The organism is Weeksella virosa DSM 16922, from assembly GCF_000189415.1.
Taxonomy (GTDB): Bacteria; Bacteroidota; Bacteroidia; order Flavobacteriales; family Weeksellaceae; genus Weeksella; species Weeksella virosa.
In genome coordinates, this window is sequence record NC_015144.1 from 1,867,418 (window position 1) to 1,892,272 (window position 24,855).

The following is a 24,855-nucleotide window of genomic DNA, read 5'->3' on the forward strand; positions in this document are numbered from 1 at the left end:
TATACAAATATCATAAATGTTTGTCGAAATAAATACTTCAGACAAGATTTTTTCAATTCTATCGTTTTTTAGTAGATTTGCTTTTATTGGTCGTATGAAAAAAATTATACTAAGTTTATCTGTGGTGCTCAGTTTGGGAAGTTGTTCTACCCAAAAAAACACCTTTCAGAACAGAACTTATCATAAAACAACTGCTTGGTTCAATGCACTTTACAATGCAGAGCAAGAATTGGATAAAGTAAAAGAAGAACAACTTAACGAATATCAGTACAATTGGGGGGAGATTTTACCCGTAGATCCTGTTAATGAAATTAGGTACACAAAATCTCAGGCTCCCAATATCAATCAAATTAGTCGTCCTGGGCAAAAAGAAAAATTTGTAACGCCTACAGGTTTGGATGCAGTAGAAACAAAAGCCCAACGAGTTATCGAAAAACATTCGATGTATATAGACGGTAAAGAAGAAAATCAATTGATCGGTAGAGCCTATTTATTGATGGGGAAAGCGAGATATTATAAGAAAGAATATTTCGATGCGTTGGATGCTTTAAACTTCATCAAATCGCAATTACCAAACTCTAAATATGCAGAAGAAGCACAAATTTTTATAACACTTTCCGAACTGAAAGGAGGTAATTTTTACGATGGCCGAGAAAAGCTAGCCGAGATGTATGAGCAAGGTATGAGCAAAAGAAACTTGCAATTAGAAGTAGCAAAAAACTTTGGACAATACCTCATAGATACACAAAAATATGAACTAGCAACTGAAGTTTTGACGCATGCTGAATCTTTATCGAAAAATAAAACAGAGCGTGCAAGACTAAATTTTATATTAGGACAACTGTACGCAAAGTTAGATGATCGACAAGAACAATCAGAAGCCCATTTTACAAAGGCATATGAGCTAAAACCTGGTTACGATATGGAGGTGAAGGCACAAATTGCCATGGCCATAAACTTCCAAAAAGAAAAAAACGATTACGAAACATATAAAAATCATTTAGAATCGATTTCTAGTAAAGGCGTTTATAAAAAACGAAAAAATGAGTTAGATTATGCCATTGGTAAATTAGCAATTCTAGCAGGAAATCTTACCGATGCAGAAACCTACCTGAAAAGTAGTCTGAAAGAAAAAGAAATTTCCGATCCATATATCCGTGGAAAGGCCTACGAAGCTTATGCAGACTTAGAATTTGATCGCGGAAATTACTTATATGCAACTGTTTATTATGATAGTGCGGTGACAGCAATTACACACGAAAAAGAAATCAATAGAATAAATCTTCGTAATGATGCATTGAAGAAGTTGATGGAAAAGCATTATTTGGTACAGAAAAATGATAGCATTTTACGAATTGCTCAAATGTCGAAAACTGAGCAAGAAAAATATTTTCAGAACTATATCGATACCTTGAAAATAAAAGAAGAGCGTCAACGAATAGAAGAAGAAAAGCAAATGGCTTTGGCTAATTCTTCGCCATCGGTCGATTTTCAGTTAGGAGGAACTATAAAAAACTTTAACTCTACTAGTAGCGGTGGAAGTAAATTTTATTTCTACAATCAAGGACTGAAAAGTGATGGCGTTTTAGAATTTCAGCGAGTATGGGGAAATCAATCCCTACGTGATAATTGGCGTTTTTCTACCGGAGGAACATCTGCTCTAGAAAAAAGAGAACTAGAATTAACCGGAAAACTGGAAGAAGGAAATCCGCGTAGATTTGATTTGGATTTCTATCTTGAGAAAATCCCGACTCAACCCAAAGTGATCCAGAACCTGAAAATCGAAAGAGACACCACCGAACTTTCATTAGGTATAGGTTATTATGATCAATTCTCCAACGAGCGATTGGCGATTTCTACCTTAGAGCATCTGATAAGTACACCACCCAAAAATATCGATATCAAAGCCAATGCAATTTATCAGATGTACAGAATTACCAAAGCAGAAAACGATCCTTCTATGGAGAAGTATAAAAATCAAATCTTGACCGAATTTCCTAATACTTTGTATGCAGGCTATATCAATAACCCAATGGAGGATTATCTTACTCCCGAAACCAAAGAAGCTTTAGCAGACTATGAAGCTGCTTACTCTCTCTATAAAGAAGGGAAGTATGAGGATACTAAAACAAAAGTAAGACAAGCAATAGAGCAATATCCTACCCAAACGTTGATTGCGAAGTTTGCATTATTAAACGCTTTTGCAGTTGGTAAAACCGAATCTCTAGAACAGTTTAGAGGCGCACTCGAAGTAATAACGATAGCGTATGATGGTACGCAAGAGGCAAAAAAAGCCAAAGAATTATTGAAGAAATTAGATGCTACTAAAAATAAAACAAACGCTGCTGAAGAAACTAAAAAAGAGGTAGATCGAGCAGCCGATGTTTTGATGCCAACAGAAAAAAAAGAGTCTACGACACCCCAAAGAAATAGGACAGGAATTACTGGTCCTGGATCTATAGATGAGGAAGATACGAAGCCAGTAGTAAAATAAAATTAAGATACTAAGTTTGTGAATAAAAAAAGCTTCAGAATTATTCTGAAGCTTTTTTGTATAATAAATTTTGTTCGGCTCCTGCTTTTGTGTAGGTTGTTTTCTCTTGTTCTTGTAGGCGATCAGTAAAGAGAACTCCATTAAGATGATCGACTTCATGCTGTGCTATAACTGCAGTAAAACCTTCGATAACTTCATCATGAAATTGTCCATCTAAATCATAAAATTCTATTCGTATTGCATAGCTTCTCACCACATTCCCTATCGTGTCTGGAATCGATAAACAGCCTTCTCTGCCTTTTTGTAGAAGAGAAGAATACCAAGTGATTTTTGGATTGATGAAAAATTGGAACGGTTGATCTTTCTGATCAAAGCGTTGTATCCATACAGCATTACGATTGATGCCAATTTGTGGTGCTGCAATGCCAACTCCACGAGTTTCTTCGTCGAGAACTGTGGCTAGCATCCGATCGGCTAATTTTTTCACAGAAGAATCTGTAGGATCAAGGTCGATGCTTTTAGTACGAAGTATTCTAAAATCGTCTCGACTAGTTGTCAAAAGAACTCTAAATTTATGAAGGTGATTTTTTTCATTAATCAAGGTTAACTCATTTTTTGTAAAAGGTTTACTTTGGGGCATTGCAGAATTATTTTGTGCAAATAACAAACTTTGTATAAGAAATACGCCCAAAAAAAGAATATTTTTTGTCATTTTCTGTATATTTTATAATCCAATGAAAATTTACCAGGGCCAGTGATCATCAAAACTATGTAAACTATTAAGTAAATAATTGTTAATTCTTTTGTAGCTAAATCATGGTGTAGATGAACCATGAAAATGGCAATAAACATAGTGACAATTAATGGGATAAGAACTGCTCTTGTCCACAAACCGAGAATCAATAAAATAGAACAGACCACCTCGGCTAATATAGCTAAGATTATGGATAATTCTGGACCGATACCAAGAGGATCTGGAAATTGTAAGGGGGCAAGATCAAAAAAGTTGAGCAACTTTGTTACTCCGTGTGTCAACATCAGTAAACTAACAGAAACGCGTAAAAAGAGTAAAGCATAATTGGTTTTGGTGTCGAGTTTACCGACATGAAATAATTTCATTTCTATAAATTTTTTTTAGAAAAACATCATCAAAATTAATCTTTTTCTTTTAAACTATAAGAACTTGTGTAAGTTTACGTTCAGATAAAATAGAAAAATAAATAGTATGAAAAATATCATCGGTTTCGTTGCATGTATCTTGCTAGGAGTTGTCAATGCTCAAGAAACGGATTGGGTAAGGCAAGATTTACGTGGGCGTGTGAAATCTGTAACAGAAGTAAAAACAAAAGCTATGATACGCGTAAATCATATCGAGAAGTATCAGCAAGAATATAATCGAGTGAGTGAGTTTCGGGAAGATGGTTTGTTGCAAGCAGAAAAATTTTTTGATGAAGAAAATCTGCCAACTTATACTGTAAATTATATTTATAACGAAACTAATCAATTAATACATAAAGATATCGATTCGTATAATCAGTTTCTGAAAATTGATGAAATTTATACGTATGAGGCTCATCAAACCAAAATAACCGTCACAGAAAATGAGGTGGCTGTGCAAGAAAGAATTCAAGAGTTTGATGCTTATAAGAATCTGCTAAGCGAAAAAATGCGAAGCTTAGAGGAAGAAGGAATCTTTGTAAACGAAGAAAATAAATACAACGAACAAAATCAACTCACCAGTAAGCGAGTAAACTATGATCAGGGAGAATACGAAATACGTTACTCGTATAATGCAAAGGGTTTACTGACAAAAGAAGAGGTTTTAGTAGATGGAGAGGTATCTACTACAAAAATGCGGCAATATAACGAGCAGAATGATTTGATTGCCGAAAAACAGTTCGATCAATCGATGAAACTAAATTATAGTGTAGAAATAAAGTATGCGTACGATCAACATAACAACTGGATTACGAGAACACAATACCACCATAAATTAGACGCACCGATTAGCAATACAACTCGTCAGATTGTTTATTATTAATCTAAACTGATTAAATTCTTTCGTAAAATATCTTAAAACCAAAAAAAAATAGACAAATCAAGTAGTGTGGCAAAATGTTTGTTTAATGATAAATAGAACTTTAAAAAAAAAGAATATGAAAAATGTATTAAAATTTTTAGGTATTTTCATTTTTACCTTATTTATCGTTACTGCTTGTTCGGATGATGATGACCCAGCTGACAATGATATTTTCGCTGGAACGTACAAAGGAAAAGTTACGTATATAAGCAAAGGAGAAACTATAACAAAAGATGATGGTTCTGTATTTGTAACCAAATTAAGTGGAGATACTTACAACTTTAAATTCTCTGATAAAATCCCAAGCTTAAACGGAATTAAAATGAAAAAAGGAGAAAACAATACTTTGATTTTAGAAGATGGGGCATTGGGAGCAATATCTATCTCGGCAGGTAAATTAAACATCAATTATACAAAAGATGGGCAATATTGGTCTGCTAATGCAACCCGATAATTGAAGATATGTTTTTTAGAAATAAAATAGAAATAAAGAAACCTTCTGCTTCTTGTAGGAGGTTTTTTTTTTATGACAAACTATCAATTACAAGTTATGATTCACGACAAATCATTATCTTTGTCTAAGCTATTGATAAAAAGTAGAAAATGTTTCAGAATCTTCAAGATAAATTAGATAAAGCACTACATACCCTAAAAGGGAAAGGACAAATTACAGAAATTAATGTTGCAGAAACAGTAAAAGAGGTGAGAAGAGCCTTGGTTGATGCCGACGTAAGCTATAAAGTAGCCAAAGAATTTACCGATACCGTTCGTAAAAATGCCATCGGAGAAAACGTGTTAACGTCGTTGAATCCCAGTCAATTAATGGTCAAAATCGTTCATGATGAATTGGTGAAGTTAATGGGAGGTGAACATAGCGAGTTAACTATAAGTGCCAATCCTACCATTATTCTAATTGCCGGTTTACAAGGTTCAGGAAAAACAACTTTTTCTGGTAAGTTAGCCAACTACTTAAAAACGAAGAAGAATAAAAAACCATTACTTGTTGCTGGTGATGTTTACCGTCCGGCGGCAATCAACCAGTTGAAAGTTTTAGGAGAGCAGATTGGCGTAGAGGTATATGCCGAAGAAGAAAATAAAAATCCGGTAGAGATTGCAGAAAAAGCAATTGCCTATGCAAAACAAAACGGAAACAATGTCATCATACTCGATACGGCTGGTCGCTTGGCTGTGGATCAGGAAATGATGGATGAAATCCGTCGAGTTCACGCTGCAACAAATCCTACCGAAACCCTTTTCGTGGTCGATTCTATGACCGGTCAAGATGCGGTGAATACAGCAAGAGCTTTCAACGATGTGTTGGATTATAGTGGTGTTGTGTTGACTAAATTAGACGGTGATACGCGTGGTGGTGCTGCATTGACCATCAAAACTGTGGTAGATAAACCCATCAAATTTATTTCTACCGGAGAAAAAATGGAAGCCCTAGATTTGTTCTACCCAAGTCGTATGGCCGATCGTATTTTGGGCATGGGTGACGTGGTTTCGCTAGTAGAAAGAGCGCAAGAACAGTTTGATGAAGAAGAGGCAAGACGTCTACAAAAGAAAATTGCAAAGAATAATTTCGATTTTGATGATTTCCTAAAGCAGATTCAGCAAATCAAGAGAATGGGGAACATGAAAGATTTAGTTGGGATGATTCCTGGAGCAGGAAAAGCCTTAAAAGATGTCGAAATTAATGATGACGCATTCAAAGGAGTAGAAGCAATTATTCATTCGATGACTCCACAAGAAAGGAAAAACCCAAAAATAATCGATAATTCGAGAAAAAATAGAATAGCAAAAGGCTCAGGAACCTCCATACAAGAAGTTAATCAATTACTAAAACAATTCTCTGAAATGGGGAAAATGATGAAATTCATTAACTCTTCTCAAGGTAAACGTATGATGGAAATGATGTCGAAAAACATGCCTGCCGATGGTTCTTTACCAAAAATGCCAGGTGGTTTCCCGAAATTTTAACATAAATTTTCACCATCCTTCTAAGACAATGAACACACCAAAAAGGACAGAAGCATTTGCGTTTGCTGTCCTTTTTTTGTACCTTTTCTTATAGCAAATCATCGTAAATGAAGATCTATCACTCGAAACTAAGTCCGGCAATTCTTTTTCTCATTGTACTTGTTTTTGCTATTAGCATTTTCGCAGCTATGAACAGTCATGCCAGTGTTTTGTCTATTTCTTTCGGTGTTGTTCTTCCGATAATTCTAATATTCGTTGTGCTAACGACCATTACCTATACTGTGAAAGAAGGCGAATTACAAGTGCGAGTTGCTGGTTTTTTGTATAGAAGAATACCAGTAAGAACCATCAGAAAAATAGAAAAAACAAGAACCATCCTTAGTGCTCCCGCAGCTTCTCTCGATCGGATAATTCTTTACTATAATCGGTGGGATGAAATTGTTTTATCGCCCAAAGATAAAGAACAATTTATTGCAGATTTGCAAGAAGAAAATCCTTCTATAGAAGTCAATTTGTAGAATTGCATCTCGGTTTTTTGATGATTATTCTGTAGGAAAGTAGTTTTTTGGTTCGTAAGCGCTTATTTTTGTAAAATCAATAAAACAGTATGCAGATTTATGATTTGATTATATCTCAGGACGAAGCTATATCGCTCGATGATGTATTCATTGAAGAAGAATACCGAGAGAAAATACAGCGCTTTGTGAAAGAACATTCTTATCGAGAAAAATTAATAGAATTAGGTTTAGAAGTCGATCACAAGATTATGCTCTACGGAGCATCGGGTTGTGGAAAAACAATGACGGCAAAAGCCATCGGTAATGCGTTGGGTAAAAAAGTTTTGATTCTAAATCTAAGTAATATTGTCTGTGCTCGTATCGGAGAAACCTCTCAAAATCTCAAACAAATATTCGACAAAGCAAAAAGAGAAAAAGCCATATTGTTTCTTGATGAGTTTGATTTACTTGGGAAATCTAGAACTTATGATGATCAAGATGTCGGAGAAATGAAACGTTTGGTCAACGTCATTATACAACAAATAGACTTATTGAGTTCGGACGTAATTCTGATATGCGCCACAAACCATGCAGAAATGATAGATACGGCTCTTTGGCGTAGATTTCAATTGAGGATTCCGTACCAGTTGCCCGACCGCGAAGCGTTGGATGATTACTACCAATCGTTACGAAAATCTTTTCCTGTCGAACTTCCTACGTTCGATTTGCTTTATGATATTTCTTACGCAGAAGCCAAAGATTATTGGCTAACCGAAGTAAAAAAACATTTAATTGCTGCTTGGGAAAAAGATAAAGAATATCTATAAAATTCATTGTATTTTTAAGAAGGAAATAAATTCTTTTTCTCTGAATCTTGATAAAAATATCGTTTGGATGATGAAGAAAAACTTTATCAAGTCAATAGAATTTCCTAACTTTATTACTTAATACCGAAAACTATCTATGGCGGAACCTTTTGTAATAACGGAAGAACAACTCGAAAAAGAAAACGTAGAGATTGCACGTCTCTATAAAGAAATGCTCAAAAATACGTATATCACCTTATCAGACGAAGATAAAAAATTGATTCGTAGAGCGTTTGATTTAGCAGTAGATGCACACAAAGATCAACGTAGAAAAACAGGAGAACCTTATATCTATCATCCGATTGCAGTAGCAAAAATCGTTGCCGATGAAATTGGTTTGGGTGCAACTTCTATTGCCGCAGCTCTAATGCACGATGTTGTAGAAGATACCGATTATACATTAGAAGATATAGAAAAACTTTTTGGTAAGAAAATTGCCAAAATTATCGACGGTCTAACCAAAATTTCCGTTCTCAACAAACAAGAAGTTTCGATACAATCAGAAAATTATCGTAAGCTCTTGCTTACTTTATCAGAAGATGTCCGGGTAATCCTAATAAAAATAGCCGATCGCTTGCACAATATGCGTACACTCGACAGTATGCGAGAAGATAAACAACTAAAAATAGCATCTGAAACGGTTTTTATATATGCACCTCTGGCACACAGAATGGGTTTGTATAATATAAAATCTGAGTTGGAAGATCTGAGTTTACGCTATACCAAGCCCGAAGCATATTTCAGTATCGAGCAAAAAATGACCCAATCGAAAGAAGAACGCGAAGCGTATATCAAGAATTTTACTGATATCATTAGCGATAAATTACGCGAAGAAGGTTTAGAATTCGAAATCAAAGGTCGTTCTAAATCAATCAACTCGATTTATCGTAAAATGACCAATCAGAATATTACTTTCGAAGAGGTATTCGATCTTTTTGCAATTAGAATTATATACCGTTCAGATCGCAAGAATGAAAAGTTTATTGCCTGGAAAATCTACTCTATCGTGACGGATATCTTCACACCGAATCCTAAAAGAATGCGCGATTGGATTACCACTCCCAAATCTACCGGATACGAGTCTTTACACATAACGGTTATCGGACCTATGGCTCGTTGGGTAGAAGTACAAATCCGTTCAGAGAGAATGGATGAAATCGCAGAGAAAGGTATTGCGGCACATTATAAATACAAAGAAAATAAAGGAGCAGACGAAGATGATACTAATGTGGATCGCTGGATACGACAGGTGAGAGATATGCTCGATAACAATGATACACAAGATGCAATAGAGTTTATGGATAACTTCAAATTCAATCTCTATGCAAAAGAAATTTATGTGTTTACACCAAAAGGAGATTTATTTTCGTTGCCAAAAGGATCTTGTTCACTCGATTTTGCATATGCCATTCACTCGAATATTGGCGACCATTGTTTGGGTGCAAAAGTTAACGGTAAGCTCTTTCCACTAAGTCATCAATTACAAAGTGGAGATCAGGTAGAGATCATTACATCGGTTCAGCAAAAACCTAAAATGGAATGGTTAGACTATGTGATGACCAGTAAAGCACGCTCGAAAATTAAAGCTTCTTTGAACTCGGAAAAAAGAAAAATTTCGGAGGAAGGAAAAGAAATTTTGATACGAAAATTACGCCATCTAAAAGTTGATTTCAACGAAAGAACGCTCAATAAAATTCAAACATTTTTCAGACTAACCAATAGTCAAGACGTATTTTATAATGTTGCAACCGGGGTGATAAGTAATAAAGATCTGAAGCGATTTGTTGATTCGCAAACAGGTTTCACAGCTATGTGGAATAGAATAAGAAAAACAGCTATTCCATTGCCAATCAACTCGAAAGAAAATAAAACGAATGAACATGTAGAGTTAGATAGTTTGGTTTTTGGTCCGGATGAAGAGCATCTCGACTACGAATTATCGCAATGTTGTCATCCAATTCCTGGCGATAAAGTTTTTGGCTTTATTACGGTCGGAAATGGGATAAAAGTCCATAAATACGATTGTCCGAATGCAGTTTCTTTACAAGCAAACTATGCCTATCGCATTATCAAAGCAACGTGGATAGATTCTACAAAAAAAGATTTCAAAGCCATTCTCAATCTAGAAGGATTGGACCGTTCTGGGATGATTAGTGATATTACCTTGGTAATTTCTAAGAATAATTCCATCAATATGACCAATATAAATTTCTCTGAACAGGCTGGAGTTTTCCAAGGAATTATTTCTCTTCTAGTAAAAAATAAAGAACAATTAGAGCATGTAATTGATGAGCTAAAAAAAGTAGAAGGTGTGAAGCATGTCCATCGAACGTATAAAAAATAAAAAAAGTAGTCGGATTTTCGACTACTTTTTTTATTTACAAATAGGGTAATTAGTTTAGTTTTTTGGTTTTGTACATTTTCTCAGCCAATTGTACAGCTTTGTATGCATCAACAACCCCACCAGTTACCGAAAAGTCTGTTAACTGTTCTGATTTGTTTACAGAGTCTAGTATGATTTGTCGAATATCTTTCATTGATAGTTTTGGGTAATGAGCCCAAACCAAAGCAGCTACCCCTGCAACAGCAGGCGAAGCCATTGAGGTTCCACTGTTCGACTCGTATTTTCCTTCTCTGGTCGGTACAGTCGAATAAATATCAGATCCTGGGGCAAAAACATCAACTGACTTTTTTCCGTAATTAGAAAAGTCAGAACGTAAATTCATTGGGTTCATGGTAGAAGATCCTACCGTAATTACGTTGCTAGAAACCCTGTCACCTTTATCATTGAAGACGGTAGGATAATGAACTTCTTTGTCGATATCTACATTGTCATTACCAGCAGCTTTTATTAATAAAACACCTTTAGAGTCTGCATATTTGAAGGCATCCCAAACTTTTTCTTTATGAGGTGAATAGGATTTACCGAAAGACATATTCAAGATTTTTGCACCGTTGTCTACTGCGTATAGAATAGCGTTGACGACATCTTTATCTCGCTCATCACCATTAGGTACCGTACGTACACTCATGATTTTTACATAACCATCTCCGGCAATTCCGTCTATCCCTATTCCATTATTTCGTTTGGCAGCAATTATACCAGAAACATGAGATCCGTGATTAGAATCAGGGCCATCTACATTATTGTTACCGTAGTGTTTTTGTTTGATATCTGCATAATCATCCCCAACAACTTTTCGGAAATCCTCTTTTGTGTTGTAATGGTATTTTACTTGGTCCCCAAAATTTTTTACAGCTCCTTCTAATTCTTTTGTCATTTCTTTAGCAAATTCACTCATGGTTTTATTCAACCAAACCTCTTCAGGAACCATTGCAAATAATTGCAAGAAATTTGCATTTTGGGGGTCTTTTGCGCTGAATTCTTGTAAGCTTTCTGCTGTCAACTTAGTATCCCCTAAAGCTTCTACAAGCTTATTAAGAGGAACTCTTAGATTCTCAAGGTAAGAAGAATATTCCGTTTCGTTTTGTTTTGCAGTAGCTAATTTTTTTTCATATTCTGCTTTTATTTTTTTGAAAGCTTCGTATTCTTCAGGATGTTTTTTGATGTTCTCATTGGCTTTAGGACCTTCGAAAAGTTTACGTTGCTCAATATATAAGCGTGTCAATTCCATCGTATCTCCATCAACATTGCCGTTCGGGCCACCAATAAAATTCCACCCATGTATATCGTCTATATAGCCGTTTTTGTCGTCATCTTTATTGTTTGCTGTTTCTTTAGCATTTACATAAATATTATCTTTGAGGTCTTCATGCGTAACTTCTACACCCGAATCCAAAACCCCCACAACAAGCGTTACAGGTTTTCTGTTTTTTGATTTAACGAAGTCTAATGCCTTTTGAGTATTTACTCCATAAACACCCGTTTCTTCTAAGCTTGCATGCTGCCATGCACGAGGATCAACTTCTGTTTTCGTTTGAGCAAAAGCTGATGTAGAAATAAATAAGGCCAAGCCTAAGCTTAAAAATAATTTTTTCATTAATTTATAGATTATGTATTTTTTTATAATTATTAAGTTGCAAAATGCATGCAAAATGTTACAAGATTTCCAAGAAGATAGTAATTACTTCGAGTATTTATAGTTCAAGGCTTGTAATATTGCCCAAGTTTCTGCATCTAAAACGCCATCATATTTCTCTGGACGGAAATGGTACTGAAATGCTTGTATTACTTTTTTGGTCTGATCATCCCAAACCCCTGTAATGGCAATGTTGTAACCATACTTAGCCAAGTCATTCTGAAATTGTTGGATAAATGTAAACGAAGAAGTATCATAAGGATACTGATATAGGTAACCATTTTTGTCTGCATCATCATACCAGGCACCAACACCGTATTCTAGATACAAGCGTTTCCAAGGAAATTGCGGTCCTGGATCATGTTTTCTACCAGGAGCAACATCAGAGTGCCCAATAACATTGGTCGGTTCTATATTGTATCGGTCAACAATATCTTTTGTCAGAGCAGCCACTTTCCTGAACTGATATTCTGGATAAGGAACAAAATCAATTCCACCATATTTATTATCATTCGACTTGTTCACAATCTCAATTCCAATCGAACTGAAATTGATATTATCCAAGCCTTTCCACTTACTGACTCCTGCATGCCAAGCTCTTTTAGACTCATCAACCAGTGCAAAAATTTCATCATCAAAAGAATCTCCTACCACATAATGCGAACTCACTTGTCGTGTAGATAGTACTCGTAAAGACGGTTCTTGATCCATCGAGGTATAATGCAAAACTACATGTCGTATACGTTCATCTTGGCCAATAGAAGGAAAATAATTCGTGTTTATTTTATAGTCATCTAACTTAGCAAAGCGAGCAACCATTGGCTGTTCTGTCTTTTTATTGATGAAAACAGTATCTCGTATTACTTTGGTTACCGTTTTGGTTTGCACCTTATTTTTTTGAGTAGCACAAGAGCTTAAAAATAAAAATCCACTCAAGGATGCAAGAAGTATGTGTTTATAATTCATTTTATTAACAACTTATTTTATGAGATTAAAATCAAAAGTAATGCATTTATTTGATAAATTTTCTTAAAAGATTTGTAAAGATTGAAATCTCACTTTATATTTGCAACCGCTTTTAGAGCTAGATTTCTACTAAATTCTAAAAGTGTAGGAGAGGTGCCAGAGTGGTAATGGAGCAGATTGCTAATCTGTCATCGGGTAACCGATGCCAGGGTTCGAGTCCCTGTCTCTCCGCTTTCGGGGTGTAGCGTAGCCCGGTTATCGCGCCTGGTTTGGGACCAGGAGGTCGCAGGTTCGAATCCTGCCACCCCGACATCCGAGAGGTAAAAGTAGCATTGGGTCGCGTAGCTCAGCTGGATAGAGCATCTGCCTTCTAAGCAGACGGTCAGGGGTTCGAATCCCTTCGCGATCACAAAGTAAGAAGCTCAATCACCATTGTGTGTTTGAGCTTTTTTGTTTGGTAATAACTCATCCTAGTAAAACCTTAATCGTTTCCTATATTTTTCCATCGATAATAAGCAGCTACATATACTATGTATTGACTATAACTACTTATTCCTTCTTGATTGTTGGCTCGTAAATAAACATCATTAAGATTGGAGAAAGCATCGCTTGCTGCACCTAGATATTTTTCTGCGTGCCAACGTTCGTGTTCACGGTCTCGGACCATCCCGTCTGAGAAATTGTCGAGTATGTTTTTTACATATTCTGGATCTTTATATGCAATGTTGCGTAATGCATTCATCAGTGTTTTGTAGTGGGCTGAATAAAGTAAATCGATTGATTTTGATTGTTCTGCGATGAGGTAAGCTATAAAATTGGCTTCGTTTTCGGGCGCATAACTTATCAGATGTGCCAATTCATGGGCTAGGGTAAATGGACGGCTAAGGTCGGTTGTTTTGTTGTTGTAATTGGCTTCATTGGTGAAAGGATTGTAGTATCCTAGAACCCCTAAATAATTAGCCAATGAACTGAAAAAACTTGGTTTGAAATTGTTTTTATCTATAACGTATTTACTTTTTAAAAAAGGAAAATATACAAGTTGTTGTTGATCGGATAATATGTTTTCTTGTAAAGTTTTTTGATCTTCTTGTAAGATGAAAATTCCGTTTTCGTTTTCTTGCACTTGATTTCGGTAAAATTTTACTAAAGTCAACTCATTTTCGGCAATCGATTTTAGTTCATCTATCGAAACATCATCTATATAAAAATCGCTTGTAAATGACTTTTTTGCATAATTGATGCCCCAAAAAAGTTGAAAAAACCCGAAAAAAGTATTTCCTATCAATAGAATATATACAAGTGTGTTTTTAGTTTCGCAATACTTTTTTTTTACAAGGGTATAAGAAAATCGGTACAAAAAAAATAACAAACTCGCTCCTAAAAGAAGATAGAAAATTTCTCCGATGGGAATAGAAATACGAGAAAAAATAGAAAGTAGTAAATGATTGATTTTTGGGTAAATCGTAACATTATAAAACAATAAAAAGGCAGGCGAACTTTTCAGAATCTGAAAAAAAATCATTTGAAAGGCACCTAGTAATAACAAAGTAATCAAACGTTGATTAGAGTTGTTTAGCATATTTTTCGGCAATAAAACTGATAATAAATAATTGGAAGGTGTGGTAAATCATAATCGGTAATAGATAAACACCAATATTTTCACTGAACAAAACACTAGCAAAAACCGAACCATGCACCAATGATTTTTTGGTCCCGCAAAACTGAATCGTGATGAGGTCCTCACGAGAGAAACCAAATTTTTGCCCAACCCATCGGCTAATCTTGAGCACAACGAAAAAGAGAAGACTTACACAAACGGCAATAAGAATGAGTTGTTTCGGCTGCATCAATGTAAATGAGCCGTCGTGAAAAGTATGGGCGAAACTATTATAAACAATCAATATAATGGTAAGTTTATCTAATTTTGCGATGCGAAATTTGTGTCGTTGATAAAACTTTTCTAGCCAAGGTTGTATGAATAGGCCAGCCATAACCGGCACAAGAATCTTAATTACTAAATCGATAAAAACTGAACTAGAATCTATCGAAGCAGTGGACTTGGTAAAAATACTCATCCAGAGTGGGGTGAGAATAATACCAATCAATCCAGAAAGACTAGCATTGAAAATAGCGCTGATAATATTGCCCTTTGCAATAGAGACCATCACAACAGAAGACGATACAGTGCTTGGTAAGCTTGCTAAGAAAAAAAGCCCAATAAATATCATTTGATAGGCTTCTGTTTTGGAGAATAATGGATAAAAAATTAAAACCAAAAGTGGAAACAATACAAAACTAATACTCTGAGTTAGTAGATGCACTGGCCAGCGACGAAAATCGTTTTTTAGCTGCGTTTTGTCCAATTTTAGACCATAAAAAAAGAAAACTCCCACTACACCAATATCAATTATTCGATCGAGATTAATAAATCCAAGCTGCCAAGTTGCCAATTGCGGAACAAAATATCCTACTATAATTGCCAATAAAAGCAATAGAATAAAATTATCGGGAATAAATTTTTTTATATTCAAGATTAGATTTTTTTACACTGATTCGATGTTTATCGAACATACTTTAAAACAAAGGTAAAACTATTTGGGTGCGAAAATTATTTCTTGTAAAATCCTTTTTTACTTATCAAACAATTAGTATGTAAAATAAACGATAAGTCTTGGCTGATATTTCTTTGGTAAGATAAAAAATATGTAATTTTATACCCTAACTCATAGAGGTTATATTCATATGAAAAAAACTTTATTTACGATAGGGCTTTTTGTCCTTAGCATGGGGAGTTTTGCACAAATTCCAGATGGATATTATAATACGGCGACGGCAGATGGTTTTATACTAAAAACACAACTGAAGAATATTATTTCAGGACACAATGATCGTGGTTACGGAGCATTGTGGGATTTATATAAAAAAAATAATCCGAAAAACGGTTTCAAGGATATATACTATGAAAAAGACAATACGTTGTTAGATATTTATTCTGAGAATCCGACAGCATCAGACCCATACAACTATATTCCTGGATCTGGACAATGTGGAAATTATGCAAAAGAAGGCGATTGCTATAACCGAGAACATCTTATCCCACAATCGTATTTTAATAAAGCAACCCCAATGGTTTCGGACGCATTCCATATTTGGCCAACCGATGGGTATGTGAACGGTAGAAGAGCAAATTATCCTTTTGGTGTAGTAGCCAATGCAGTTTGGACTTCGAAAAACGGAACAAAATTGGGGAACAATCTTAATGCTGGATATTCAGCTGGCTATAGCAAGACAGTTGTTGAACCGATTGATGAATTTAAAGGTGACATTGCTCGAGTTTTTTTCTATTTTGTGACGCGTTATGAAGATAGAATGCCAAGCTTCTATTCGAGTAATTCAGAAGTAAGAGCAATGTTCGATGGAACAGCAAATAAAGCTTTTAGCGAAACATTCCTAAAGATTCTCTATACATGGCACATCATGGATCCGGTAAGCGAACGTGAGCGAAACATCAATGATCTAATATATTACACCCATCAGAATAACCGAAATCCGTTTATTGACCATCCAGAATTTGTGAATAAGATTTGGAAAATGGACATGAGTATAGATAATTTCGATTACCAAGAAAGAAAAGATATAATTGTTTATACATCAGCCAATAATACAGTTTCTGTGCGATTAGAAAATAGCAATAAAAACATTGCTAGACTTACGTTGTACAATTTGCAAGGACAAATTGTAGCACAAAAAGAAAATCTTAGAAAAGAGAAAACGGTAGAATTACGCAGCAAACAAAGTGGAGTTTATATCCTGAAAGTCGAAGGTAAAGGTTTGGAAATAAACAAAAAAGTAATTCTAAAATAATTTGAATAATAGAAGTATCATCAACAAAGGAATACTCATCTTAGAATCCAGAATTATTTCTGGATTTTTTTTATTAAATCTATCAACTAACAGAAAAAAACAAGCTATTAAATACCACGTAAACATTTAGTGAAATAATTGCAGTGAACTTCCGTTTTATAGATAATTCTATCATTTTACGTATCTTTATCACTAAATAAGAAGTAAGATTGTACTTTTGTATCCTATGAAAACGAGACCACTAAAATGCATATTAACGGCAGGTATATTTGCGAGCATAATTTTTTCATGTTCGACAACGAAGATTACAAACTCTTCTACCCAGCCAGTTTATAGAAAAATAGAGAAACCTACCGTCCGAGAACCCATCGTAAAAGAGGTCCCGAAAGTTGTCGAAGAACCCAAAGTAGAAAACAAATTCTACGAGGTAAATTTACCAAAAGTCAATCGTGAGTTTCGTGCCGCTTGGATTGCAACGGTAGCCAATATCAACTGGCCTTCGCGCAATAATTTATCGACCGAAGATCAGAAAAAAGAAGCAATTCGTCTATTGGATCTATTACAAGAGGGGAATTTCAATGCGGTAATTTTTCAGGCAAGACCTTCTGCCGATGCTCTGTATAAAAGTAATTACGAACCATGGTCGTATTTTTTGACTGGTGAAATAGGTCGCAGTCCGTATCCCTACTACGATCCTTTAGAATTTTGGGTAACCGAAGCGCATAAACGCGGAATGGAGTTGCATGTATGGCTCAACCCATATCGCGCACATCACTCTACGGGAGGTGCGGTAAATAATGCGTCGATGGTGAAACAATCACCCGAAAATGTAATTCGACTAAGAAACGGAATGTATTGGTTCGACCCTGCACATACCAAAACTCAAAACCATGTCTCAAAAGTGGTTCAGGATATTGTTTTACGCTATGATGTAGATGGAATACATTTCGATGATTATTTTTACCCTTACGCTTCTTATAATGGTGGAGCAGACTTCCCAGACAATGCGACATGGAAAATCTACCAAAATAGTGGCGGAAAGCTATCGCGAGCCGATTGGCGCCGAGAAAATGTCAATACCATTATCGAAAGAATATATAAAGAAATAAAACAAATAAAACCGCACGTGAAATTTGGTGTAAGTCCTTTCGGGATTTGGAAACCAGGTTACCCAGCAGGTATAAAAGGTTCTTCTCAGTATGACGAATTATATGCCGATGCAAAGCTATGGTTGAATAAAGGTTGGGTTGATTATTTTTCGCCACAATTGTATTGGCCAATCAATTCATCTGGGCAAAGTTTTCCGGCATTGCTCAACTGGTGGCAATCAGAAAACACATTTAATCGTCACCTTTGGCCTGGTCTTAATACTGTTGAAGTAAAAGTTGCTGATCGTACTTCTGAGATATTAAATCAAATCAAACTCTCCGAACAAATTCTACAAAACAGTGTTGGTGTTGTGCACTGGAGTATAGCTGGACTGATCAAAAATCCGTCGTTGTTGCAAGCCTTGAGAAATGGTCCTTACAAAGAAAAAGCTCTGGTACCTGCAAGTCCATGGTTGCCATCCAAACCAATGCATAGACCAAACTTGGAGGTGGAAAATGATCAACATCGTTTTCGTGCACATTGGTCTACAGTCGACAATTCTCTTGTAAACAAATGGATATTGTACACACGTTACGACGATCACTGGAGTACAGAAATTCTAGATGGGTCGATTACTTCTAAAACTATAGATTATCAAAAATTCGGACAAAAACTAAATGCCGTAGCTATCAAAGCTGTTGATCGATTAGGCAATGAGAGTGAATATTTTGCAGAAAGAATTAATTGATTCTAGTAAAGTCTTATTTTTTGAATATAAAATAAACTGCCAAGACTAAAAACACAAATCCAATGAGGTGATTGAATCGAAAAGTTTCGTTCTTAAACACTAATAAAGTAAAAGCAGTGAACACGCAAAGTGTAATTGCCTCTTGGATTACTTTCAATTGCCAAATACTAAAAGGCCCACCGTTACCCTCATAGCCTATTTTGTTGGCAGGCACTTGTGCCATATACTCGAACAAGGCAATCCCCCAACTGATCAAGATAATGGCAGGCAATCCTAGTTTGCTAAACCAACTCAACTCTTTGAATTTCAAATGTCCATACCAAGCAAAAGTCATAAAAACATTCGATAAAATAAGCAAGCTAATCGTATAAATACCTTTCATATAAAGTATAGAAATAATCTTCCAAAAGTAGAAAATAATTTGTTTCTGTACTAGGAATGCTTAGAGTTTACTGAGATAAATTTTGTTTTTTAGGTAAAAAACGAGTAAATTAGGAGACTAAATAATTAATATTAACTTTTTAACTTTATATTAAAACATATGGGAAAAGGAGATTTAAAAACAAGGAGAGGAAAAATTGCCAATGGAAGTTATGGGGTTAGAAGACCCAGAAAAGTTTATCGTTATGTAGTTGAGGAGGAAACGAATACAAAAGCAGAAAAAAAAGAAAAATCTACTGCGAAAAAATCTAAATAATTTCCAACATTTTATTGATAAAACGAAATCCCTAAAATAAAATCTATTTCAGGGATTTTTTTTTACGAACACTCATAAATCAACCAGATTATAGTATCGGTTGATGAGTATAAATTTCGACTTGTTGCGTGCGAAGAATTTGTCAGCATACCAGAACACACCAACACTATTACCGAAAAAAATATCATCTTATTAGAAGTACAGCTTTTTTCTGAAAAAAATATTTAAGGCTAACGTCTAGAATTATTTTCCGTTTTATTAAGGTTGATTGAGATCTTTACTGTATTTTTGAAGTTTTATGTAGAATGGAGATTTGTAAAGATACCATCATAGAAGAGTTACAAAATATTCTGCTTAATAAACTCAATCATTACGATAAGTTGATTGCAGACTTACGTGCGAGCAATACCGATACCAAAAGTAGTATGGGAGACAAGTACGAGACTTTTCGTGAGATGTTGAACCAAGAAATTAACCATTTATTGCATCAGAAAAAAATGATTCTAGCTCAGCAACAAGTCGTCGAAAATCTCACCAATGACCCCCATAGTATTGTCGACTTCGGATCATTTGTTGTTACAGATTTTGGGAATTTTTATATATCAACCAGCTTAGGAGAAGTAAATTTCAACGGGATAAAATTTATCACCATATCTCAGCAAACTCCCTTAGCAAATGCATTGATCGGATTAAAAGAAAATCAAACTTTCGAGGTCAACCAAAAGAAATATACAATACAAGCCATTTACTAAATGAGCATTTACCATAAACAAGCAACAGTGGGTTTCATTTTTGTGACCATGTTGATGGATATTATCGGAATCGGAATTATTATACCAGTTCTACCCAAATTATTAGAAGAGTTGATCGGTTCTAATCTCAGTGATGCCGCTAGAGTAGGAGGTTGGTTGTTGTTTTCGTATGCACTAATGCAATTTCTTTTTTCTCCGCTGATTGGGAACATCAGCGATAAATATGGCAGGCGAAAAGTCCTTCTAGTATCCTTGTTTGTGTTTACTATCGATTACCTAATTTTAGCATTTTCCTCTACCTTATTTTGGTTGTTTCTTGGTCGGATATTGGCCGGAATTACTGGTGCAAGTGCTTCTACATCCGTCGCCTACATTGCCGATATAAGTACCGCAGAAAATAAGGCTAAAAATTATGGTGTTATAGGCGCAGCCTTTGGGATAGGTTTTATATTAGGACCATTAATAGGTGGCGTTTTAGGACAATATGGTTCTCGAGTTCCGTTTTATACCGCTGCAGTTCTATGTTTTATTAATTTCTTGTATGCACTTTTCTTCTTGCCAGAATCTCTTCCGGTAACCAAAAGACGACCGATCGATTGGAAATCTGCGAACCCAATTGGCTCAATCAGGTTTTTTGCAAAATATAAACCGATTTTACTATTGATGGTGGCTATGTTTTTTATGTATATGGCAGGACATGCTGTGAACACTACATGGACATTCTTTACAATGTATCGTTTTGGATGGGATGAAAAAATGGTCGGAATATCGCTTGCCGTAGTCGGAGTTATGGTAAGTTTGGTACAAGGATTTCTGGTACGATGGAGCAATCCAAAGTTCGGAAATGCAAAAAATATTCTTGCCGGTCTTACCATAAATATGATAGGGTTATTTCTTTTTTCTATAGCAAAAGAATCGTGGATGCTTATAGTATTTTTAGTTCCCTATTGTATCGGAGGAATTGCAGGACCCGCCCTACAAACAGAAGTCACCAATTACGTAAACGAAAATGAGCAAGGACAATTACAGGGGACAATCAACAGCATCAATAGCTCCACAGCAATTTTTGGTCCATTGATTATGACAGGACTTTTCCACTATTTCACACAACCGACAGCTATTTTACAATTACCACAAGCACCCTTTGTAATGGGAGCGATTTTTCAATTATTAGCCGTAATTTTTGCGTATCGGTCACTCAAAAAATATAGTACTTCTTTATAATTCTATTGACAAATAATTATTCAACTTTTTATTAAGCCTTTACAGAAACTAAAATATCAGAACATACACATTTCCCCCAAAGATGATGTATGGAATTGGTAAGAAGGTGAAGATACAACCGAAAAAGAAACACTTGCCAACTAAAATAAATATATGAATAATAAAGTTGGATAAATAAGCTTAGTTTTGCAGAAAATTTCTAGAAAATGAAAATGAAAGGTTATGCATTAGGCATAATTTCAGCAGTCTCTTACGGATTAATTCCAATATTCATTTTGCCAATTAAGCAAACAAATTTTTCGTTGGATACAACATTATTTTATCGTTTTTTTATCTCTGCTTTGCTCCTTTTACCTGTTTTGTGGTACAAAAAAGAAAACCTGAAAATTACACCAAAAGAATTGTATGTTGTAGTTTTGTTGGGGTTGAGTTACGCCTTATCGTCAGAGTTTCTTTTTATGGGGTACGATTTGCTTTCACCCGGGATTACATCTACAATTCTCTTTATTTACCCTGTTTTTGTAGCACTTATAATGTTTTTAGTGTTCAAAGAAAAACTTAATCGACTGACCGTTTTATCATTGATTTTAGCCTTTTCTGGCGTGTTGACTCTAAGTTTGAAAAACAATAGTTTCGAAATTAATTTTCCAGGTCTGATAGTTGTTTTGCTGAGTGCATTTTTCTATGCATTGTATATTTTGATCGTTAACCAGACCAAAATAAAATTATCAGGATTCAAACTCACCTTTTTTTCATTCTTATTTACGTCTCTATATTTCTTGGTGAAAGCCAAATTTTTGGGTGATTCTTTGCTTTTGCCTAATGTTAATATGTTGATTAATTTTGTGGTTTTTGCTTTTGTTACTACCTTAATTTCTAGCTTAGCGCTCGTATTTGCCATAAAATATATTGGTTCTACACCTACGGCAATTCTAGGAGCATTAGAACCTGTGGTTGCCGTTGCTGTAAGTGTTTTGATGTTTAATGAAGTACTGACTATTAATCTAATAATAGGCATCACTTTAATTATCATTGCTGTGATTGTCAATATTATATCCGATAGTAGAAAAGCAAAAGTAGCTTCCGATATTTAACTATAAATATGGTTTATCCGAAGGATGTTATTTTGATTTTAATAAGACTGAACCCTGTAAATGTTGTCCATTTTCTAGTTCGATCAAATACCAATAACTTCCAGTTTCTAGTTTCGCGTTGTTTGTTTTTCCGTCCCATCTGAATTGATCTTTTATCGTAAGAACGCGTAGGAGATGTCCGTATCTATTGAAAATTTTTACAACAGCATTAGGATTATCTTTCAGTACCAAACTCAAATCCCACGTGTCGTTTATCCCGTCAGAGTTTGGTGTGAATGCATTTGGAATTTGATAAACCTGTGTAGAAATTTGGGTAAAACAATTTCCGTTTATCGAACGAACCCGGATTACATACTCTCCCTTTTCTACTACAGGAAATGTAGTCGACTTTTGCCAAGGAAAAATTATGGTTCCATCGGGTTTTTCTAACTGATATTCTACATCGGTATTGCCATCGGTAGCCACTAGATGAATCACTTGGGTAGCATCTGTTTTTATTATTATTGATGGGAAGATTACCGTTTCAACAATTGTTTCAGCACGGCTTTTGCAACTTCCGTTGCTCACTATTACAGAATATTTACCTGGCTTTGTGGCTTCGTATGTAGGCGATGTTCCTACCAAATTATCGTTTTCATCATACCAAAAATATTCATCATACTTTTCGTTAACATATAAGATTACGGTTGCAGAATTTTCTGGACATAAATGAAAAATGGGTGCAATACTTACTGCAATTTCTTCGTTGATAAGTACCGCCAACTGTTTGCTCATAGAACCACAGATGTTGTTCTCTGTAACTTCTAGAATATATCTCCCCTTTGGGGTATTGGACCAATTGATTTCTACCTGATTGTTTGTCGGAGTAAGTGGCTGAATGCTACCCAAAAAAGAAGTGTCGTTTACTTGCCATACATAGGTAGAATTAGTTGTGCCATATCCGTTATTTTCGTCCGTATCGACTTTATAAATCTTCGTCTCGCCAACACAAATCATCTGTTCTTGCCCAAATACAACACTATTGCTCACTAGGAGCAACAGTGTCGAAAGGCAAATTTTCGAATTATTGTGTTTGGTTAATTTCATTGCTTGTGTTTAATCAAAAACTATATCAGAGGTCGAAACTACGATCACAATTGTACTCGCTTTATTTTCTGGCGTTATAGTAATCTTCGTTCCGTTACTCAATTCTATTTCTGTCAAAATTACTTCGATCAAGGTAGAACCTGCAGTCGGCGTTACGGTAATTTTTCCATTACCTGCTGCGTCAATAAGAATTGGATTGTTATCGTTCGTTGTCCCGCCGGTTATAGTGTAAAGAATTTTGCTATTTGCAGGGGCATTACTGACGGTGAATCCTGTTGCTGTATCCTCACACGTCTCTACATTGTCTGCAGCAAAATTGATATTGATTTCATTGATGATGACAAAAATTTCCTTCGATGTACCTACACAAGTGTTATTGGTTTCTACAACTGTTAATCTATATTTTCCGGCCGGAGTTGTTTTCCAGTCGATGGTAATATTGTTGCCACTTGTTGTGTTTTTGGTCAAGCTAAGCGAAGGAGAATTGGTTATTTCCTGAGGCGTTGCATCCGTCGTGAAAATTTTCCATTCGTAGGTAGAACCACTTGTACCTTCGGGTGAATCGTCTGTATCAACACTATAATTTTTAATATCTCCGGGAGAAATATTTTGTGTGATTTGTGCTTTTAATCCTATCGAAATAAACGTAAAGATTAAGAGACTTAGATAAGTAATGATGGAGTTTTTCATGCGATTATATTTTTAATCCAATGGAGTGATTTCGGATGTTTTTACAATATTGATTTCTATAGTTTCTGTAATGGTAAGTAGATAAGTTCTGCCGTTGATTTCTATTGAGTTAATGGTAAGAATAAGCGAGTTTTCTGATCCGTCATGTGTAAGATTGATACTTGCTTTTCCTGAGGCATCAATAGTGATATTGCCTTCAGTCGGCGTTCCGTTTGTTACGGTATAATGAAGAATGCTGCCAGCTAGAGCATCGCTAATCTGAAAGCTTGTACTGCTACCTGCACAAATTTTCTCGGTTGGAGGCGTAACCGTAATATCTGTTTTGGGTCTGATGATTTTCACCCAAAAAGTTTGCTCATCGCTACAAGTAAGATTCTTTTCAACTACCTTAATCTCATATTCACCTTCTGGCGCTTGTGACCAATTTATGGTTGCTTTGTTATCATTGGTTATTATGTTTTCTCCAATTCCAGGAGGAAAAGAAACATCTGTAGATGGAGTTACTGTCCATTCATATGTCGAGCCTGGGGTTCCGTCTTGTAATTCGGCCAAATCGACACCATAAGCCTTGTTGCCTGTACCTAGTAACAATTCTTGGTCTACTTGGGAATAAGCGATACTAGTCACCAATAATAGGGCGAAAGTAATAAGGGTTTTTAATAGATGGTTTATCATAGATAGATAATTT

General features: G+C 35.4%; 23 protein-coding genes and 3 tRNA genes. 16 read left to right on the plus strand and 10 right to left on the minus strand.

The window, feature by feature from the left end:
- The first annotated feature begins 94 nt into the window (after positions 1-94).
- Complete coding sequence (gene porW, locus WEEVI_RS09025; protein ID WP_126414826.1) at positions 95-2,494, plus strand: type IX secretion system periplasmic lipoprotein PorW/SprE; 2,400 nt, start codon at positions 95-97, stop codon at positions 2,492-2,494.
- A gap of 40 nt (positions 2,495-2,534) precedes the next feature.
- Here the strand turns inward: porW and def are convergent, their stop codons facing one another.
- Positions 2,535-3,206, minus strand: coding sequence for a peptide deformylase (gene def / locus WEEVI_RS09030; protein WP_013598833.1), 672 nt, complete (start codon positions 3,204-3,206; stop codon positions 2,535-2,537).
- A complete protein-coding gene (locus WEEVI_RS09035; protein WP_013598834.1) occupies positions 3,203-3,613 on the minus strand; it encodes a DoxX family protein in 411 nt (136 codons plus the stop codon). The genes def and WEEVI_RS09035 overlap by 4 nt, the downstream gene beginning before the upstream one ends.
- Before the next feature lie 106 nt (positions 3,614-3,719).
- Here WEEVI_RS09035 and WEEVI_RS09040 point away from each other — a divergent pair, with 106 nt between their 5' ends.
- The 6 genes from WEEVI_RS09040 (at position 3,720) to WEEVI_RS09065 (ending at position 10,261) form a co-directional block, all read left to right on the plus strand.
- The gene (locus WEEVI_RS09040) at positions 3,720-4,535 is read left to right on the plus strand and encodes a hypothetical protein (protein WP_013598835.1); all 816 of its coding nucleotides are present in this window, start codon (positions 3,720-3,722) and stop codon (positions 4,533-4,535) included.
- A gap of 115 nt (positions 4,536-4,650) precedes the next feature.
- Positions 4,651-5,028: a hypothetical protein gene (locus WEEVI_RS09045; RefSeq protein ID WP_013598836.1), complete on the plus strand. Its 378-nt coding sequence runs from the start codon at positions 4,651-4,653 to the stop codon at positions 5,026-5,028.
- A gap of 149 nt (positions 5,029-5,177) precedes the next feature.
- On the plus strand, positions 5,178-6,554 hold the full coding sequence (ffh, locus tag WEEVI_RS09050) for a signal recognition particle protein (RefSeq protein WP_013598837.1): 1,377 nt from the start codon (positions 5,178-5,180) through the stop codon (positions 6,552-6,554).
- A 107-nt stretch (positions 6,555-6,661) separates the two neighbouring features.
- Entirely contained in the window at positions 6,662-7,072 is a 411-nt protein-coding gene (locus WEEVI_RS09055; protein WP_013598838.1) for a PH domain-containing protein, read from the plus strand.
- 89 nt (positions 7,073-7,161) lie between these two features.
- Positions 7,162-7,878: an AAA family ATPase gene (locus WEEVI_RS09060; RefSeq protein WP_013598839.1), complete on the plus strand. Its 717-nt coding sequence runs from the start codon at positions 7,162-7,164 to the stop codon at positions 7,876-7,878.
- Between the two features lie 136 nt (positions 7,879-8,014).
- Positions 8,015-10,261: a RelA/SpoT family protein gene (locus tag WEEVI_RS09065; RefSeq protein WP_013598840.1), complete on the plus strand. Its 2,247-nt coding sequence runs from the start codon at positions 8,015-8,017 to the stop codon at positions 10,259-10,261.
- A 49-nt stretch (positions 10,262-10,310) separates the two neighbouring features.
- Here WEEVI_RS09065 and WEEVI_RS09070 read toward each other — a convergent pair whose 3' ends face one another.
- Both WEEVI_RS09070 and WEEVI_RS09075 read right to left on the minus strand, forming a co-directional pair.
- Positions 10,311-11,918, minus strand: a complete 1,608-nt coding sequence (locus tag WEEVI_RS09070) for a S8 family serine peptidase (RefSeq protein WP_013598841.1) — start codon at positions 11,916-11,918, stop codon at positions 10,311-10,313.
- Positions 11,919-12,002: 84 nt separating this feature from the next.
- The gene (locus WEEVI_RS09075; RefSeq protein WP_013598842.1) at positions 12,003-12,923 is read right to left on the minus strand and encodes an N-acetylmuramoyl-L-alanine amidase; all 921 of its coding nucleotides are present in this window, start codon (positions 12,921-12,923) and stop codon (positions 12,003-12,005) included.
- 147 nt (positions 12,924-13,070) lie between these two features.
- Between WEEVI_RS09075 and WEEVI_RS09080 the strand changes: the two genes are divergently transcribed.
- The 3 genes from WEEVI_RS09080 to WEEVI_RS09090 all read left to right on the plus strand — a co-directional run bounded on the left by WEEVI_RS09080 (position 13,071) and on the right by WEEVI_RS09090 (position 13,332).
- Positions 13,071-13,154: transfer RNA gene (locus tag WEEVI_RS09080), tRNA-Ser, on the plus strand.
- Positions 13,155-13,158: 4 nt separating this feature from the next.
- Positions 13,159-13,233, plus strand: a tRNA-Pro gene (locus WEEVI_RS09085).
- Between the two features lie 25 nt (positions 13,234-13,258).
- A tRNA-Arg gene (locus tag WEEVI_RS09090) sits at positions 13,259-13,332 on the plus strand.
- A 72-nt stretch (positions 13,333-13,404) separates the two neighbouring features.
- Here WEEVI_RS09090 and WEEVI_RS09095 read toward each other — a convergent pair.
- On the minus strand, positions 13,405-14,502 hold the full coding sequence (locus WEEVI_RS09095; protein WP_013598843.1) for a DUF3810 domain-containing protein: 1,098 nt from the start codon (positions 14,500-14,502) through the stop codon (positions 13,405-13,407).
- Positions 14,486-15,454: a bile acid:sodium symporter family protein gene (locus WEEVI_RS09100; RefSeq protein ID WP_013598844.1), complete on the minus strand. Its 969-nt coding sequence runs from the start codon at positions 15,452-15,454 to the stop codon at positions 14,486-14,488. The genes WEEVI_RS09095 and WEEVI_RS09100 overlap by 17 nt, the downstream gene beginning before the upstream one ends.
- A gap of 211 nt (positions 15,455-15,665) precedes the next feature.
- Between WEEVI_RS09100 and WEEVI_RS09105 the strand changes: the two genes are divergently transcribed.
- Positions 15,666-16,787 (plus strand): endonuclease, encoded by a 1,122-nt coding sequence (locus WEEVI_RS09105; protein ID WP_013598845.1) that lies wholly within the window; start codon positions 15,666-15,668, stop codon positions 16,785-16,787.
- A 226-nt stretch (positions 16,788-17,013) separates the two neighbouring features.
- A complete protein-coding gene (locus WEEVI_RS09110; protein WP_013598846.1) occupies positions 17,014-18,624 on the plus strand; it encodes a glycoside hydrolase family 10-like protein in 1,611 nt (536 codons plus the stop codon).
- Between the two features lie 13 nt (positions 18,625-18,637).
- Here the strand turns inward: WEEVI_RS09110 and WEEVI_RS09115 are convergent, their stop codons facing one another.
- Positions 18,638-19,006, minus strand: a complete 369-nt coding sequence (locus WEEVI_RS09115) for a DMT family protein (protein WP_013598847.1) — start codon at positions 19,004-19,006, stop codon at positions 18,638-18,640.
- Positions 19,007-19,165: 159 nt separating this feature from the next.
- Between WEEVI_RS09115 and WEEVI_RS11180 the strand changes: the two genes are divergently transcribed.
- The 4 genes from WEEVI_RS11180 to WEEVI_RS09130 all read left to right on the plus strand — a co-directional run bounded on the left by WEEVI_RS11180 (position 19,166) and on the right by WEEVI_RS09130 (position 22,391).
- Entirely contained in the window at positions 19,166-19,321 is a 156-nt protein-coding gene (locus tag WEEVI_RS11180; protein WP_013598848.1) for a 30S ribosomal protein THX, read from the plus strand.
- A gap of 305 nt (positions 19,322-19,626) precedes the next feature.
- Entirely contained in the window at positions 19,627-20,073 is a 447-nt protein-coding gene (locus WEEVI_RS09120) for a hypothetical protein (protein ID WP_013598849.1), read from the plus strand.
- Positions 20,074-21,297: a TCR/Tet family MFS transporter gene (locus WEEVI_RS09125; protein ID WP_013598850.1), complete on the plus strand. Its 1,224-nt coding sequence runs from the start codon at positions 20,074-20,076 to the stop codon at positions 21,295-21,297.
- A gap of 206 nt (positions 21,298-21,503) precedes the next feature.
- A complete protein-coding gene (locus WEEVI_RS09130; protein ID WP_013598851.1) occupies positions 21,504-22,391 on the plus strand; it encodes a DMT family transporter in 888 nt (295 codons plus the stop codon).
- 27 nt (positions 22,392-22,418) lie between these two features.
- Here WEEVI_RS09130 and WEEVI_RS09135 read toward each other — a convergent pair whose 3' ends face one another.
- Genes WEEVI_RS09135 through WEEVI_RS09145 form a run of 3 tightly spaced genes read right to left on the minus strand, consistent with a single transcriptional unit; the run spans position 22,419 to position 24,842 of the window.
- Positions 22,419-23,477, minus strand: a complete 1,059-nt coding sequence (locus WEEVI_RS09135; RefSeq protein WP_013598852.1) for a T9SS type B sorting domain-containing protein — start codon at positions 23,475-23,477, stop codon at positions 22,419-22,421.
- A gap of 9 nt (positions 23,478-23,486) precedes the next feature.
- On the minus strand, positions 23,487-24,167 hold the full coding sequence (locus WEEVI_RS09140; protein ID WP_013598853.1) for a hypothetical protein: 681 nt from the start codon (positions 24,165-24,167) through the stop codon (positions 23,487-23,489).
- Between the two features lie 12 nt (positions 24,168-24,179).
- The gene (locus tag WEEVI_RS09145; RefSeq protein WP_013598854.1) at positions 24,180-24,842 is read right to left on the minus strand and encodes a hypothetical protein; all 663 of its coding nucleotides are present in this window, start codon (positions 24,840-24,842) and stop codon (positions 24,180-24,182) included.
- Positions 24,843-24,855: the final 13 nt, after the last annotated feature.